The following is a 13,726-nucleotide window of genomic DNA, read 5'->3' as shown; positions in this document are numbered from 1 at the left end:
GACGAGTCCTCTTGAAGATTGCCCTGTGGGCAGTGGCATGTGGAAAGCACGATCGCTTCGCAGGCTCGAGACCGCACTCCCGGCACACGGCCGTGCACGGGCGGTCAACGCAAGCCCACGGTTCCGTTCGCTGCCTTGATCAGTTTCGCGGGGTCGTAGGCCACCCCGTCCTTGAACACGAGCACCACGTTCTCGATGTCGCTGATGTTCTTCGCCGGGTTGCCCTTGACCAGCACCAGGTCGGCAGCCTTGCCCCTGTCGATCGAACCGATCTCCTTGTCCACGCCCATGAAGCGAGCACCGTTAAACGTCGCAATCCGGATCGCCTGCACCGGCGTGAAGCCCGCTTCCACCAGCAGCTCGACTTCGCGCTGGTCGCCATAACCGGCGATCACCCCGCCATAGCCGGTTGGATCGAGACCGGCCAGCAGCGTACCGCCCGCCTTCACGAAGGCGCGCTCGAAAACCATCTCCAACTGGAATGCCTGCGGCCACGGCGAGCCCTTCATCGCCGCCACGCGCTCACGCGTTTTCAGATACTCGGCACGGGTCTGCGGCAGCATCGCAGCGAGCACCCGCGCATCCTGCGGCGCCCGGCCGGGCACGAAGGTCTCGAACACCGGCAGCGTGGACGTCACCGCGACGTGCTTCGCCACCAGATGCCTGACAAGCGCTCTGATTTCCGGGCCATCGACGCTCATCGTCGCCAGATGCGCAATCGCCGCCTTGGTGTCGGGACACACATCGGGCTGCTTGCCTGCCGTGAACTCGGTGTCCACCAACAGCCCGTGCTCGAGATCGTCGATACCCAGGTCCGCCGCTTCGGTGAAGCCGATCGAGCACAGGTGACCTGTCACCTTGACGCTTCGGGCATGCGCCGCCGCGATCGCCGCCGCCAGTTCGGCGCGGGTGATGTGCATGTAGGCCTTGAACGACGTGGCGCCCTCGTCGATCCAGTAATTCACCGTGTTGCGCGCATCATCCGTATCGACCAGCTCGTGCATCTGCGGCGTGAAGCTGCCCTTGCCTTCAAGATACGGCCCGGTAGTGTGCATTTTCGGCCCGGCAATCTGGCCGGCATCGATCGCTTTTTTCAGCTCCAGATCGGTATACGGCTCGGTGCTGCCGGTGGTGCGGATCGTGGTGACCCCGCCGGCCAGATACAGCTTGGGGAAGCTCGAGGCCTGCTCCGGATAGATTGCCTCCTTTGCAGCCGGATTCACCTTCGGCGCGGGGTAGAACATGTGGTCGTGCATGCCGACCAGGCCGGGGATCAGTGTCTGCCCACGCCCGTCGATCTGGGTCACTCCTGCAGGCAGCTTCACGTGGCGTCCCAGCGCCGCGATACGCCCGTCGCGCAGCAGCACGGTCTGGTTTTCCTTCGCCTTCGTGCCATGACCGTCGATCACGCGGACATGGGTGATGGCCAGCAGTGGCTGCGCGTGCACCACGTAGGCCTGAACCTGTGTCGACAATACCGGCATCGCCGCACGCGCGGGCGTCGGCAGGCTCGCGCCCATGCCGGCACAGATCATCGCGACAAGCAGCGCTCCCCGCGCACCACAGCCACTCGACAAGTCTTGCATGACGACTCCCCCGGACATGATCGGCGTGAACCCCTGTCCACGGCCATCGGCAGTTTCACACGTCTGACAGGGATCGGGCGACTCGGGCTGCAGTTTGATCCTGCATGGCTTGGCAAATCCATTTAGTATTGTATATTGACTATCAATTCAACGGACTAAAATCACCATGCCTCGCGAAAACCCCTGGTACGCACAAGTCACCACGCCCGCCCTGCTCCGCCACGCGCGAACCACCTATGGCGCAGCCATGCGTCGCGCGCTGGCCGAGGCCGGTTACGACGACATCCCGAAAAATGGTCTTTACCTAATTGGTGGCATGGCGTTTCACGAAGGCAATGTGCCGCTGGGAAACCTGGTCAGGGATCTGCGGGTCTCCAAGCAGGTCGCGGGCCAACTCGTCGATACCCTGGTGACGCGTGGCTATCTGCGACGCGCGATGGACGAACAGGATCGGCGCAAGCTGACCATCACGTTGACCGACCGCGGCCGCGCCGCAGCGGTCGCGCAAACTGAGGCCCGAAAGGAAATCGACGCCGAACTGATTGCACGCGTCGGTGCGAGAAACGTGGACATCGCCCGCAGGGCGCTCGCCGCGCTGGTGGAAATCGGTCGACGGCATGAAGCCGATCACCACGACTGATCCGGGCTTTTGCCGCCCGGGCGGCACCCATGCGCTGCAATGTCCGGCATTTCTTCATACGCGACGACCACGACCAGACGCCTGCGATGGCGGCTGGCCACAGGCCACTACTCCAGTCCACGCAAGACCTTCGCATGAACGACTACCTCTTCCTGACCCACCGATTGCCGCAGGGATCGAGCGCGCCATCGGGCGCGTGGGCACCTTATCTCGACCGGCTCCGCCGCACCGGCCATTTCAGCGGTGGCAGCGCCATCGGCGGCGGGCTGAGCGTGTCGCGTTCCGGTGTCACATCCGACACGACGTCCCACCTCACCGGCTACATCCGGATCAGCGCCCACTCCATCGAGGACGCATGCAAACTTCTTGAAGGGCATCCGGTAATCGATGCCGGCGGCACGATCGAGGTGCGCGAGCTGCCGCGGGATTGAGCGCATTGGGGACGCATCTTCCCTTCTCGTGTATTGAGCCACGGGCAGTGGACATCGGACCTGATCAAGGAGCTGCAGGCGAAGGGTTACGAGGTCGAAGTGCGTGTGGTCGCCGCGCACAAGCTGGAGAGCGAACTCGGCGTTCGCCACGGCTACTTGCTTCGTTGAAGTTTCGCGGGCCGTCATCCCGAGCGCATTGCTGGCGACCAAGAGCTGGGTATACCGGACTGGCCAAACCCATGCGCAAGCGTCCGTATCGCGGCATGCGATTTCCAACCCGACGTCGGTATCGACCTGTACTAGGATTGTCCTGATCCATCGAGCCAAGGAATGCCTCCATGCCAACTCTCCCTCCTCCGCCGGTGCCGCAACAGCTGCGCGAGATGCTCAAGGACTATCCGGAGCACATCGACAGATTGCAGCAATCCCTCAACCGATTTGTGGCGAACCCAAGACACGGAATCGGCCTGTTCGAGCAGGCCATCTGGGTGCTCGAAGGGGAGCTTGGAGCTTTCATGTCCGAGGCGCGCGCGGAAATCAAGGCCGCCGAAGCTGCCGGCGATGCGCAGGCGATCGCCAGGGCCAAAGAAAAAAGGTCCGCCATGGGATCTGCCCGACTGGATATGGGAGGACTGAATGACCTTTGGGCCTACCTAGAGTCTCACGAGGAGGCCTTCCGATGAGTGGGTCCTTGGACGACCTCGATCCGGCAACACATACGCACATCTTTGCCGAGGAGATCGTTCCCGATAGCAGATTGATGCTAAGGGCTACTCATGTGCATCCGAAGGCCATCCTCTTGGGAGGTCAACCCGGCGCTGGGAAAGGTGGCTTGGTTCGTGCCGCGTGGAATGAGCTGGAAAGAGACGCTATCGTCATCGACCCCGATGCGTTGCGTGATTTCCACCCGGATATCGAGAAATTCCAATCCACCAACCCTTACACATGGTCGGGGCGCACCCAAGCCGATGCCGGTCAATGGGCCGACGAACTGCGTGATGCCGCCGTCGCCCAGAAGAAGAACTTCATCTTCGACAGCACGCTGAGCAACGGGCAGTGGACGTCGGACCTGATCAAGGAACTGCAGGCGAACGGTTACGAGGTCGAAGTGCGTGTGGTGGCAGCACACAAGCTGGAGAGCGAACTTGGCGTTGATGCGCGCTTCTCGGGAAGTTTGGACGCTCGGGGTTACGGCCGCTACGTCCCGGCAGAAGCGCGCGAAGCGATCTACTCCAAGGTACCCGCCAGCCTGGACACGATCCGTGCCAGGACGGACGCGCCGATCCGCATCTTCGATCGCGAAGGCAAGGAACTGTACGACAGTCGCCACGATGTGCGACTGCCCGGACCGGCGCTGGAAGAAGCTCGTGAGGCGCGGTTGAGGGATCCCGGGGTCACGCGCGATCTCAGCCGGGGTTGGCGTGAGCAACTGCACTGGCACGAAACCCTGCCCGGGACGGTCGCCGACAATGCCAGGGTTGCGCCAGACACCGCACAGAGTCTGCTGGTGGAACGCAGCGCATTGAACATCGTGGAAAGCGTGCAGCATGATGCAGCGCAGGCGAGCCATCTCGACTCTGTGTTGCGCGTACGTCCCATGATGATCAAGGGCGCTGTCATGGCTGGCGAAGCGACTGTTGTCTACGAGGGTATCAGCGCCCTGCGGCGCAGCGATCAGTTGCTCGACCAGGGCAATCGCGTCGGCGCGCAATCCGAAGTGCTCCACTTCGGCGGTAGAACCCTGGGGATGTTCGGCGGCGCCGCGCTCGGTGCCGAACTCGGCGCGGCGGGCGGTTGGGAAACCGGGCCCGGTGCGCTGATCACCACCACCGCGGGCGGCATCGCGGGCGCGGTGGCCGGAGACAAGATCGTCACGGCGGTGGACAACTATCGCATCTATTCGCAGGAGGACAAGGACGGCCACACCTGGCACATGGACCCGCAGCAACCGGCGAAGGGTTGGACGCGGACGATCGAATCCACGCACGCCGACGTCGATCCCGGCGACTATCAGCTGCGGCCCTTCGCCCATCGAAGCCAGACTGTCACCGCCGATCCCGCGCTGGCCGACCGGCTCAACTACCAGGCCTCAAGCGTGGCCGTGGACATGGCGCTGGCGCATGCACCCTTGCCGCAGGATCCGTATGCGTTGCCCGCCAGCAGTCATGATGCGCCGAGCATTCGCGACAGCCCGTGGGTGCGGGATGCGCAGACGCATGCGTGGTCGCGCACGGTCGTTACCGGCGTGCTGGAACACGGCATGCTCAACCAGCACATCGAGCCTGCCAGCCCGCAACGCACCGCCGAGCTCGACCGCGCCGCCGAGGCGGTGCTGGCGCATAACGCCACGCAGACGCCGCACGCCATCGCGGCTCGCTACCAGGCGGCCTACGCGCAGTTCGGCTGGGATCGCTTCGGGCCGCCGCCGGAGTCCGTGACTCATCGTCTGAAGCAGTCACCGGATCATCAGCAGGGCCCCGACGGCAACGATTACACACGCGACGCCAACGGGCAGTGGACGACATCGCATTGGTACGGCGAGCGGACCGCGGAAGGCAACCTGAAAGATGAACTGGACGATGCCCGGCGACGACAGTCCGATGCCGGATCGATCGCCGCGCCTGCGCAGGCCGACACGGCGCGCAAGGCGGCCGAACCGGTCACCCGGCACAGCTCCGATCGCGAGATGTTCGATGCCCTGTGCACTGCCGCCCAGAACAAGGATGTCGACACGATGCGCACCGTGGGTCAGGCCTATCTGCAATCGGATCGGGGGCAAGCGTGGCTGGCGGAGGGACACCAACTGAACCAGCAGCAGGCGATGGCGCAGCAGCAAGCGACGCTGCATGCGCAACAACAGCCCCAGGCGCCGCAGGGGCCGGTGAGATAACGACGAGGATGGAACCTTGAACGCAGACAAGAACGAGCTTCACCCCGATGACCTTCGCGCGCTGGCGCTGCAGTTGGCGGCGTTCACCGGGCAGCTTGAGCAGCGTGGTGCTGAGGTGATTCAGCAAGCCCACGAGGCGGCGCAGCATCTCGCCAGAACGGCGACGACCGCCGCCGCTGCATCCGAGCGCATCACCGCCGCGGCGATCGAACAGTTCAGGCAGGCCTCCGCGGATGCGGTCGCCGATGGCATGCGCAGGCCGATGGAACAAGCCGGCCGCACGATGCAAAGCGGCACACGGAACATCCAGGCCGCTACCGACGCGCTGGATGCGAACGTGCGCGCCGTCGGCAAAGCCCTGAAGGCAAGCGCCTGGAAAGCATTCATCGCCAGTGCGCTGGCCTCCGCGGCGGTGATTGCAGCGGCGGTCTATATGAGCATCGGCGCCCGTCGGGATATCGCCCGCGCCGCGTGGATCGAGTCGATCAACGCGGCCATTGCCAACGGCCGGCTGGCGCCATGTCATGACGGCGGGCTGTGCGTCCGCACGGGCAGGAAGTGGGTTCGCATCGACCAGTGATGCGATCGCCTGCACCGATCACAATGCGGTGAGGTTGGCGCAGGCCGCCGCCAGCCATTTGCTGTCGTGCGCGGCTCCAGTCAGCAAGCTCCATCTCATGCAGCGCCTGATCGAATTGATGACCTGCCTCGCGCCTCGCCGACACGGGAAAACGCGCAGGTGATCGAGCCGGCTTCCGCGCGGACGGACTGGCTGCGGAGCGAACAGGCCGCAGTTGCGCAAAAATCGCCTGAACCAGACAAGCCGGTGATGTGGCATCCCGCGCAAGAAAGGCCCGGCGAACTCGCCGGGCTTTTCTTCGCTGGATGAAACGCCGAAGCTCAGGAACCCAGCAACACCCGGTTCATCCGCTGCACGAACGCTGCGGGGTCCGGCAGCTGTGCGCCGGCGGAAATCTCCGCCTGGTCCAGCAGCAGCGTGGCGAGATCCCTGGCCTTGGCATCGTCCGCCTCGCTCTCGATCCGCTTGACCAGGGCGTGCGCCGGGTTGATTTCCAGCGTGGGCTTGGACTCGGGCATGTCCTGGCCGGCTTCGCGCAGCAGACGGGCCAGGTGCGGGGCCATTTCGTAATCGCTGAGCGCGAGGCACGACGGCGAATCGGTGAGGCGCGCTGACACCTTCACATCGTCCACGCGATCGCCCAGCAACTCCTTCAGCTTTTTCAGCAGCGGCTCGGCTTCCCTGGTCGCTTCTTCCTGCTTCTTCTTGTCGGCCTCGTCCAGCGGCACCTCGCCCTTGGCCACGTTCTTGAGCTTCTTGCCTTCGTATTCACTCAAGGATCCGATCATCCATTCGTCGATGCGATCGGACATCAGCAGCACTTCGATGTCCTTGGCCTTGAACGCCTCCAGTTGCGGGCTGCCGGCGGCGGCCTTGTAGCTGTCGGCGGTGATGTACCAGATCGCGTCCTGGCCAACGGCCATGCGACCGATGTAATCGTCCAGCGACACGTTCTGCGCGGTGCCTTCGCCCTTGGTGCTGGCGAAGCGCAACAACCTGGCGATGCGTTCGCGATTGTTGGCATCCTCGCTGATGCCTTCCTTGAGGGTGTTGCCGAAGGCCTTGTAGAAGGTGGCGAACTTTTCCGGCTCGTCCTTGGCCAGCTTCTCGATCAGGTCGAGCACGCGCTTGACGCAGGCAGCCTTGATGCGGTCGACCTGGCGGTTGTGCTGCAGGATTTCGCGGCTGACGTTGAGCGGCAGGTCGTCGGCGTCGACCACGCCGCGCACGAAGCGCAGGTAGTTGGGCAGCAGTTCCTCGGCCGCGTCCATGATGAAGACGCGCTTGATGTAGAGCTTGAGCCCCTTGCGCTCGTCGCGCCCGCCCATCATCAGGTCGAACGGCGGCTGCGACGGCAGGTACAGCAGGGTAGTGAAGCTCTGGCTGCCTTCGACGCGATTGTGCGTCCACGCCAGCGCATCGTTGAAGTCGTGCCCGAGCGACTTGTAGAAGCTCTGGTAGTCCTCGTCGGAAATCTCGCCCTTGGGCTTGGCCCACAGTGCAGAGGCGGCGTTGGTGCTCTCGAACTCGTCGGTTGGCTTGCCGTCCTTTTCCACTGGCATGCGGATCGGGAAGGCCACGTGATCGGAATACTTGCGGATCAGCGACTTCAGCTGCCAGCCCTTGAGGAACTCGTCCTCGTCGGCCTTCAGGTGCAGGGTCACCGAGGTACCGCGCTTGGCCACGTCGACCTGCTCCAGCAGGTACTCACCCTTGCCGTCGCTTTCCCATTTCACACCCTCGCCTTCCGGCGCATCGGCGCGGCGGGTGACCACGGTGACCTTGTCGGCAACCACGAACGCGGAATAGAAACCCACGCCGAACTGGCCGATCAGGCGCGCGTCGGCCTGCTGGTCGCCGGACATCGCTTCGAGGAAGCGCCGGGTGCCGGAACTGGCGATGGTGCCGATGTTGGCCACCACCTCGTCGCGGTTCATGCCGATGCCGTTGTCATGCACGGTGATGGTGCGGGCTTCCTCATCCCAGCTCACGTCGATGTGCAGCTCGGTGTCGCCGGCCGACAACTCCGGCTTGGCGATCGATTCGAAGCGCAGCTTGTCGCAGGCATCGGAGGCGTTGGAGATCAGCTCGCGCAAGAAGATCTCCTTGTGCGAGTACAGCGAGTGGGTGACCAGGTGCAGGACCTGGGCAACTTCGGCTTCGAACTTGCGGGTTTCGGCGACGGGCGCGTTCATCGGCGGATCAACTCCATAGGGTGCAGTGATGTTTGGGTCATCGTTCCCCTCGACCAGCCACCGGCGAACCGGCGCCGGACAACTCCCGGGCAGCCGCAACGGCTGAGCGCGGGAACGCGACAACTGGCTCCAAGATTCGGGCGGCCTGCCGCGGTTTCAAGAGCATTCGACCGATAAAATGCCCCGCATGACCTATTGCGGCCGCTTCGCTCCCTCGCCTACCGGGCAACTGCATTTCGGCTCGCTGGTGGCCGCCGTGGGCAGCTGGCTGTGCGCCCGCCACGCCGGTGGCCAGTGGCTGGTGCGGATGGAGGATATCGACCCGCCGCGCGAGGTGGCCGGTGCCGCGGCCGCCATCCTCGCGGCGCTGCCGGCATTTGGCCTGGAGGCCGACGCGCCCGCGTTGTTCCAGTCGCAGCGGACGGCAGCCTACGACACGGCTTTCGAGCAATTGCGCGGTGCCGATCTGGTGTTCCCCTGCACGTGCAGCCGCAGCCAGCTGGCGACCAGCGGCGGCATCCACCGCGACGGCCGATGCGTCACCGACCATCAATCCGACCGGGTTCCCGCCTGGCGGCTGCGCGTGCCGGATATCGAGGTGGCATTCGACGACGCCCTGCTGGGGCCGCAGCGCGAGCGCCTGCGTGAGGTCGTCGGAGATTTCGTGATACGCCGGGCGGATGGCTGCTACTCCTATCAGCTGGCCTGCGTCGTGGACGATGCCTTCCAGGGCATCACGGAGGTGGTGCGCGGACAGGATCTGCTCGAATCCACTGCGCGGCAGATCTTTCTGCAGTGTTGCCTGGGCTTGCCCACGCCCGCCTATCGCCACCTGCCGCTGGTGCTGGATGCCGACGGGAAAAAGTTGTCCAAGTCCGCCCGCGCGTGGCCGGTGGACCCGGGCGAGCCAACGCTTGCCTTGCGTCGGGCACTGGCCTTCCTGGGTCGGCCGCTGCCGGACATGCCCACCGATGTGGCTGGCTTGCTGGCGCATGCGTTGACCGATTTCGAACCGGCACTTTTGCCGCATTGCAGCGGTCGTTCTGTCGCCTGAACCGCTATAACTGATCGGACACACCCATCCCGCATTGTCAGGTTCAACAATGGCGCGCGAGGATGGCGCGAACCCGCAGTCTCGGCTTGAGCAAACAGGAGATCGACGACATGACCCAGCGTACGGCATTGGTTACGGGCGGCACCGGCGGTATCGGCAGCGCCATCATTCGCTATCTGGCGAAACAGGGTCACAAGGTTGCCACCAACTATCGCGACGAGGCGAAGACCGAGGCATGGCGTGCCGCGATGAAGAACGAAGGCATCGAAGTGTGCACCGTGCGTGGCGACGTTTCCGACCCCGAAGCCTGCGCGGCGATGGTGCGCGCCATTGAGGAAAAATGCGGCCCGGTGGAAATCCTGGTCAACAACGCCGGCATCACCCGCGACACCACCTTCCACAAGATGAATTACCAGCAGTGGACGGATGTGATCAACACCAACCTCAACTCCTGCTTCAACGTCACCCGCGCTGTGATTGAAGGCATGCGTGCGCGCAAGTGGGGCCGCATCGTGCAGATCAGCTCGATCAACGGCCAGAAGGGCCAGTACGGCCAGGCCAACTACGCCGCCGCCAAGGCCGGCATGCACGGCTTCACCATCTCGCTGGCGCAGGAAAATGCCAAGTTCGGCATCACCGTCAACACCGTCTCGCCCGGCTACGTTGCCACCGACATGGTGATGGCCGTACCCGAAGACGTGCGCGAGAAGATCGCCGCCCAGATCCCGCTCGGTCGCCTCGGCAAGCCGGAGGAGATCGCCCATGCCGTGGCCTTCCTCACCGGCGAGGAAACCGGCTGGATGACCGGCGCCAACTTGGCGATCAATGGTGGACAGTACATGGGGTGGTAGCCCCGCAGTGGCGCTCTGCTTCGTGGGCACAGCCGCTGTCGGAGGCCGGGCATGATCGATCGCGATCGCCGCAGGTTTCTCGGGATGGCGGTCTCGTCAGCCGCTTTCGCCGCCTCCTGCGTGGCACCGCCCAGCATTCGGCGAGCATTGGCCCTGCCAGCCGCCGGGCGCAGCGGAAACATCGGCGACGTCCGCCACGTCGTTCTTCTCATGCAGGAGAACCGTTCGTTCGACCACTACTTCGGCACTCTGAGGGGGGTACGTGGGTTTGGCGATCGCCATCCGGTGCCGCTAGCATCGGGACTGCCGATCTGGCAACAAAGCGACGGCAGCCGACGCATCCCGCCGTTTCATCTCGATGCGCAGACTACCAGCGCGCTTCGCACGGCGAGCACGCCGCATACGTTCGCCGATGCTCAGGCAGCCTGGAACCAGGGACGATATGGCCATTGGCCCTTGATCAAGACGGCTCTTGCCATGGGTCACTACGAGCGCGATGACATCCCGTTCCAGTTCGCCCTAGCCGATGCATTCACTCTGTGCGACGCGTATCATTGTTCGCTAGCTACCGGCACCGACCCCAATCGGATCATGTTCATTTCCGGCTCCAATCATGATCCGGAGCGACGTCGGCGTGGGCAGAACTGTGACGACAGCCAGGCCGAAGTGAACAATCTCCGGTGCGAAGTCAGCGGCACATGGCCGATTCCCGGCTACGTGTACCAGGGCAGCGCTTTCGCATGGCCGACTATTCCGGAGGTGTTGCAGGCCGCCGGGATCGGCTGGCGCATCTACCAGGACCCGAACGACAACTGGTCCGGTCTGATGCACGGCGGACTCGCATTCGAAAGTTTCCGCCATGCACCGCCGGGATCGCCGATTCATGACGAGGGCATGACCCACTGGTCGCTGGAAAACTTCGCCGAAGACGCCGGGCGGGGGACGTTGCCGCAGGTTTCCTGGATTCTGCCGCCCCGACGCTGGTCCGAGCATCCCAGCGGATCGAGTCCGCCCGAAGGGGCGGAGTTCACCTCGCGCGTGCTCGACGCATTGACGGCGAACCCGCGCACTTGGGGACAGAGCGCCCTGTTCGTCGTCTTCGACGAGAACGACGGCTTTTTCGATCACGCGCCACCACCGGCGCCGCCGTCTTTCCTGCCCGGCGGCGGCCAAGCCGGGAAGTCGACGATCCCGGTGGAAGGGCTCTATTTCAACGACCCGGATCAACGCTATGTGCATCCTGATGACCCCTATCGCAGCCCGCTGCGCCCTTGGGGATTGGGACCCCGGGTTCCGCTCTATGTCGTGTCGCCCTGGAGCCGAGGCGGATGGGTCAATTCGCAAATCTTCGATCACACCTCCATCGGCCGATTCATCGAAAAGCGATTCGGCATCGTCATTCCATCCATCAGTTCATGGCATCGCGCGGTCTGCGGCGACCTGACCACGGCTTTCGACTTCGCCGGGAACGACGCTGGCAAGCCTTCCGCCGTACCACGCGCCAGCGAGTCAGCCGAACGCCTCCAGGCCGCCACCGGCAAACCTGCGCCCAGACCGCCGGGCGATCCGGAACCACTTTGGCAGGAACGCGGCGTACGCCCGTCGCGGGCGTTGCCATACCGGCTGTCCGTCGACGACATGGTCGATGTGGCAAATGGCACTATTGCCCTGACGTTCCGAAACACCGGGCGCGCCGGCGCCGTCTTCCATGTCTATGACCGCCTTCATCTCGACCGCATACCTCGACGCTATACAGTCGAAGCGGGCCGCAGCCTCGGCGACGCCTGGTTGACTGACGACGACTCGGGACACTACGACTTGTGGATCCTGAGGACCCAACGGATTCCTGCGCGAGTTCACCGGAGTGATATCGCCAGCCGGTGCCGCGGTTTCGGCGACGCTCGCGCACGACATGCGCCGACACTCAGTGCGCCTGACCATCCGCAACAGCGCATCGCGCGCTGCGGTAATGTCGATCGACTCGGAGACGTACGCGCCGAAGGGCAAATGGTCGTTCGAGGTTGCTTCGCGCGCGCAAGTCGTCCGAAGTCACTCATTGCGCCTCAGTAGCGACTGGTACGACCTGACTGTGAGCACCGCCGGCTTTCGGCGGCGTTTCGCCGGTCGGATGGAAACGGGCCGGCACGGCTGGAGCGACCCTGCCATGTAGCCCCAAGTGACTTCGCGCGCCAAAGCTTCAAGTTCTTTCGAACAACTTCTCCAGCACCTTGCCCACCGCCGCGAAGGCAAACGTGCCTGTCACGTGGGTGGCCGCGCCCAGGCCACCCCCGCAGGCCAGGTTCATCGCATCGCCGCCCGGCGGGCGAGTCCCGCAGACGCTGCCGTCCGGTTGCGGGTATTGCACGTTCTGCAGCGAATAGACGGCCGAGACGCCGAAATAGCGATCCGGATTGCGCGGAAAGTTGAAATCGGTGCGGAGCTTTTTGCGGATCAGGCTGAACATCGCGTCGTGCTCGGTGCGCGACAGGTCGCGCACGCGGATCTGGGTGGGATCGGTGCGGCCACCGGCCGAGCCGACGCTGACGATCGGCAGCTTGCGTCGGCGGCACCAGGCGATGGTTTCCAGCTTCACCCGGAAGGCGTCGCAGGCATCGAGTACCACGTCATAGCCGCGATCAAGCAACTCGTCCAGTGTCGACGGCGTCAGGAAGCGCTCGATGCCTTCCAGCCGGATTGCCGGGTTGATCGCGTGCACCCGCGCGGCCATCACGCCTACCTTGGACTTGCCGTATTCGCCATCGAGTGCGTGCAACTGGCGATTGGTATTGGACACACACACCTCGTCGGCGTCGATCAGGGTGAGCCGGCCCACACCGCTGCGCGCCAGCGCCTCGGCCGCCCACGAACCCACGCCGCCAACGCCGATCACGCACACGTGCTTCTGCGCCAGCGTGCCCACGCTGCCACTTCCATACAGGCGTTCGACGCCGGCAAAGCGCTCGGCGTGGCTGGTTGCTTCCGAAGGGGTCACGACGCGTCCTGATTCAAGTCAATTTGTGCATTTTATCGCGCCCGCTTGGATTCCCGGCAGGCCAACAGGCTATGCTTTGTGTTCACCCACCCGAGACGGAGTCGAACCGATGCGTGTTGCCCTGATGATCCTGCTCGGCCTGGTGATCGGCATCATCGGTACCGTCAACGTGATGAACGTGCTGAGCGAGCGCAACCCGATGCCTTCGGCGGTGATGCATACCTTGAAGTACCACATGGGCGAACTGGGCAGCGCGATCAAGGCCAAGCAGTGCGATGCGGCGAAAATCCAGCACCATCTGGCCCGCCTCGAGTCCACCGCCACCGACATCAGCCCGGTGTTCGGCACCGAGGTGCAGGACTTCACCGACCACGCGCACCAGCTGCAGGATCGATTGCAGCAGGCGGTGCATGCCGCCCCGACCACTTGCGCCGCGCTCGCCGCGGCGCTCAAGCCGGTTGGCGAAAGCTGCAAGAGCTGCCACGACAAGTACCGCTGACCCAGCCC

At 64.3% G+C, this 13,726-nt stretch carries 13 protein-coding genes and 1 pseudogene; 11 read left to right on the top strand and 3 right to left on the bottom strand.

Annotation, left to right across the window (positions count from 1 at the left end; all coding sequences use genetic code 11):
• Positions 1-104: 104 nt before the first annotated feature.
• Positions 105-1,586, bottom strand: coding sequence for an amidohydrolase family protein (locus AC0L58_RS05595; protein WP_473687484.1), 1,482 nt, complete (start codon positions 1,584-1,586; stop codon positions 105-107).
• 247 nt (positions 1,587-1,833) lie between these two features.
• On the opposite strand from AC0L58_RS05595, the gene AC0L58_RS05590 reads away from it, so the two are divergent.
• From AC0L58_RS05590 to AC0L58_RS05565, 6 genes are all read left to right on the top strand, one after another.
• Complete coding sequence (locus AC0L58_RS05590) at positions 1,834-2,226, top strand: MarR family winged helix-turn-helix transcriptional regulator (protein ID WP_473687482.1); 393 nt, start codon at positions 1,834-1,836, stop codon at positions 2,224-2,226.
• A gap of 29 nt (positions 2,227-2,255) precedes the next feature.
• Complete coding sequence (locus tag AC0L58_RS05585; protein WP_473687480.1) at positions 2,256-2,657, top strand: YciI family protein; 402 nt, start codon at positions 2,256-2,258, stop codon at positions 2,655-2,657.
• A 33-nt stretch (positions 2,658-2,690) separates the two neighbouring features.
• Positions 2,691-2,825, top strand: a complete 135-nt coding sequence (locus tag AC0L58_RS05580) for a zeta toxin family protein (protein WP_473687478.1) — start codon at positions 2,691-2,693, stop codon at positions 2,823-2,825.
• A 170-nt stretch (positions 2,826-2,995) separates the two neighbouring features.
• A complete protein-coding gene (locus tag AC0L58_RS05575; RefSeq protein ID WP_473687476.1) occupies positions 2,996-3,340 on the top strand; it encodes a hypothetical protein in 345 nt (114 codons plus the stop codon).
• Positions 3,337-5,547: a zeta toxin family protein gene (locus tag AC0L58_RS05570; protein ID WP_473687474.1), complete on the top strand. Its 2,211-nt coding sequence runs from the start codon at positions 3,337-3,339 to the stop codon at positions 5,545-5,547. The genes AC0L58_RS05575 and AC0L58_RS05570 overlap by 4 nt, the downstream gene beginning before the upstream one ends.
• A 16-nt stretch (positions 5,548-5,563) precedes the next feature.
• The gene (locus tag AC0L58_RS05565; RefSeq protein WP_473687472.1) at positions 5,564-6,127 is read left to right on the top strand and encodes a hypothetical protein; all 564 of its coding nucleotides are present in this window, start codon (positions 5,564-5,566) and stop codon (positions 6,125-6,127) included.
• Positions 6,128-6,447: 320 nt separating this feature from the next.
• Here AC0L58_RS05565 and htpG read toward each other — a convergent pair whose 3' ends face one another.
• A complete protein-coding gene (gene htpG, locus AC0L58_RS05560) occupies positions 6,448-8,322 on the bottom strand; it encodes a molecular chaperone HtpG (protein WP_473687470.1) in 1,875 nt (624 codons plus the stop codon).
• Positions 8,323-8,509: 187 nt separating this feature from the next.
• On the opposite strand from htpG, the gene gluQRS reads away from it, so the two are divergent.
• The 4 genes and pseudogenes from gluQRS (at position 8,510) to AC0L58_RS05540 (ending at position 12,397) form a co-directional block, all read left to right on the top strand.
• Positions 8,510-9,376 (top strand): tRNA glutamyl-Q(34) synthetase GluQRS, encoded by an 867-nt coding sequence (gene gluQRS, locus AC0L58_RS05555; protein ID WP_473688600.1) that lies wholly within the window; start codon positions 8,510-8,512, stop codon positions 9,374-9,376.
• A 110-nt stretch (positions 9,377-9,486) separates the two neighbouring features.
• Entirely contained in the window at positions 9,487-10,227 is a 741-nt protein-coding gene (phbB, locus tag AC0L58_RS05550) for an acetoacetyl-CoA reductase (RefSeq protein WP_473688598.1), read from the top strand.
• A gap of 51 nt (positions 10,228-10,278) precedes the next feature.
• A pseudogene (locus AC0L58_RS05545) lies at positions 10,279-12,045 on the top strand (phosphocholine-specific phospholipase C); the annotation flags it as partial.
• A gap of 94 nt (positions 12,046-12,139) precedes the next feature.
• A complete protein-coding gene (locus tag AC0L58_RS05540; protein WP_473687468.1) occupies positions 12,140-12,397 on the top strand; it encodes a phospholipase domain-containing protein in 258 nt (85 codons plus the stop codon).
• 27 nt (positions 12,398-12,424) lie between these two features.
• On the opposite strand, the gene AC0L58_RS05535 is transcribed toward AC0L58_RS05540, so the two are convergent.
• On the bottom strand, positions 12,425-13,219 hold the full coding sequence (locus AC0L58_RS05535; protein ID WP_473687466.1) for a tRNA threonylcarbamoyladenosine dehydratase: 795 nt from the start codon (positions 13,217-13,219) through the stop codon (positions 12,425-12,427).
• A 109-nt stretch (positions 13,220-13,328) separates the two neighbouring features.
• Here AC0L58_RS05535 and AC0L58_RS05530 point away from each other — a divergent pair, with 109 nt between their 5' ends.
• Positions 13,329-13,718 carry a cytochrome c gene (locus AC0L58_RS05530; RefSeq protein ID WP_473687464.1) on the top strand — a complete coding sequence of 130 codons (390 nt, stop codon included), beginning with the start codon at positions 13,329-13,331 and terminating at the stop codon, positions 13,716-13,718.
• The last annotated feature ends 8 nt before the right edge of the window (positions 13,719-13,726 follow it).

The sequence above is a fragment of the Rhodanobacter sp. G2-10 genome (assembly GCF_055809185.1).
This window is presented reverse-complemented; position numbering and strand designations above follow the sequence as displayed.

Excerpts from the sequence above, each read along its gene's own strand:
- phbB (WP_473688598.1), top strand. The coding sequence starts at position 9,487 with ATGACCCAGCGTACGGCATTGGTTACGGGCGGCACCGGCGGTATCGGC.
- gluQRS (WP_473688600.1), top strand. The coding sequence starts at position 8,510 with ATGACCTATTGCGGCCGCTTCGCTCCCTCGCCTACCGGGCAACTGCAT.
- AC0L58_RS05575 (WP_473687476.1), top strand. The coding sequence starts at position 2,996 with ATGCCAACTCTCCCTCCTCCGCCGGTGCCGCAACAGCTGCGCGAGATG.
- AC0L58_RS05595 (WP_473687484.1), bottom strand. The coding sequence starts at position 1,586 with ATGCAAGACTTGTCGAGTGGCTGTGGTGCGCGGGGAGCGCTGCTTGTC.
- AC0L58_RS05590 (WP_473687482.1), top strand. The coding sequence starts at position 1,834 with ATGCGTCGCGCGCTGGCCGAGGCCGGTTACGACGACATCCCGAAAAAT.
- AC0L58_RS05570 (WP_473687474.1), top strand. The coding sequence starts at position 3,337 with ATGAGTGGGTCCTTGGACGACCTCGATCCGGCAACACATACGCACATC.
- AC0L58_RS05540 (WP_473687468.1), top strand. The coding sequence starts at position 12,140 with ATGCGCCGACACTCAGTGCGCCTGACCATCCGCAACAGCGCATCGCGC.
- AC0L58_RS05530 (WP_473687464.1), top strand. The coding sequence starts at position 13,329 with ATGCGTGTTGCCCTGATGATCCTGCTCGGCCTGGTGATCGGCATCATC.
- htpG (WP_473687470.1), bottom strand. The coding sequence starts at position 8,322 with ATGAACGCGCCCGTCGCCGAAACCCGCAAGTTCGAAGCCGAAGTTGCC.
- AC0L58_RS05585 (WP_473687480.1), top strand. The coding sequence starts at position 2,256 with ATGCGCTGCAATGTCCGGCATTTCTTCATACGCGACGACCACGACCAG.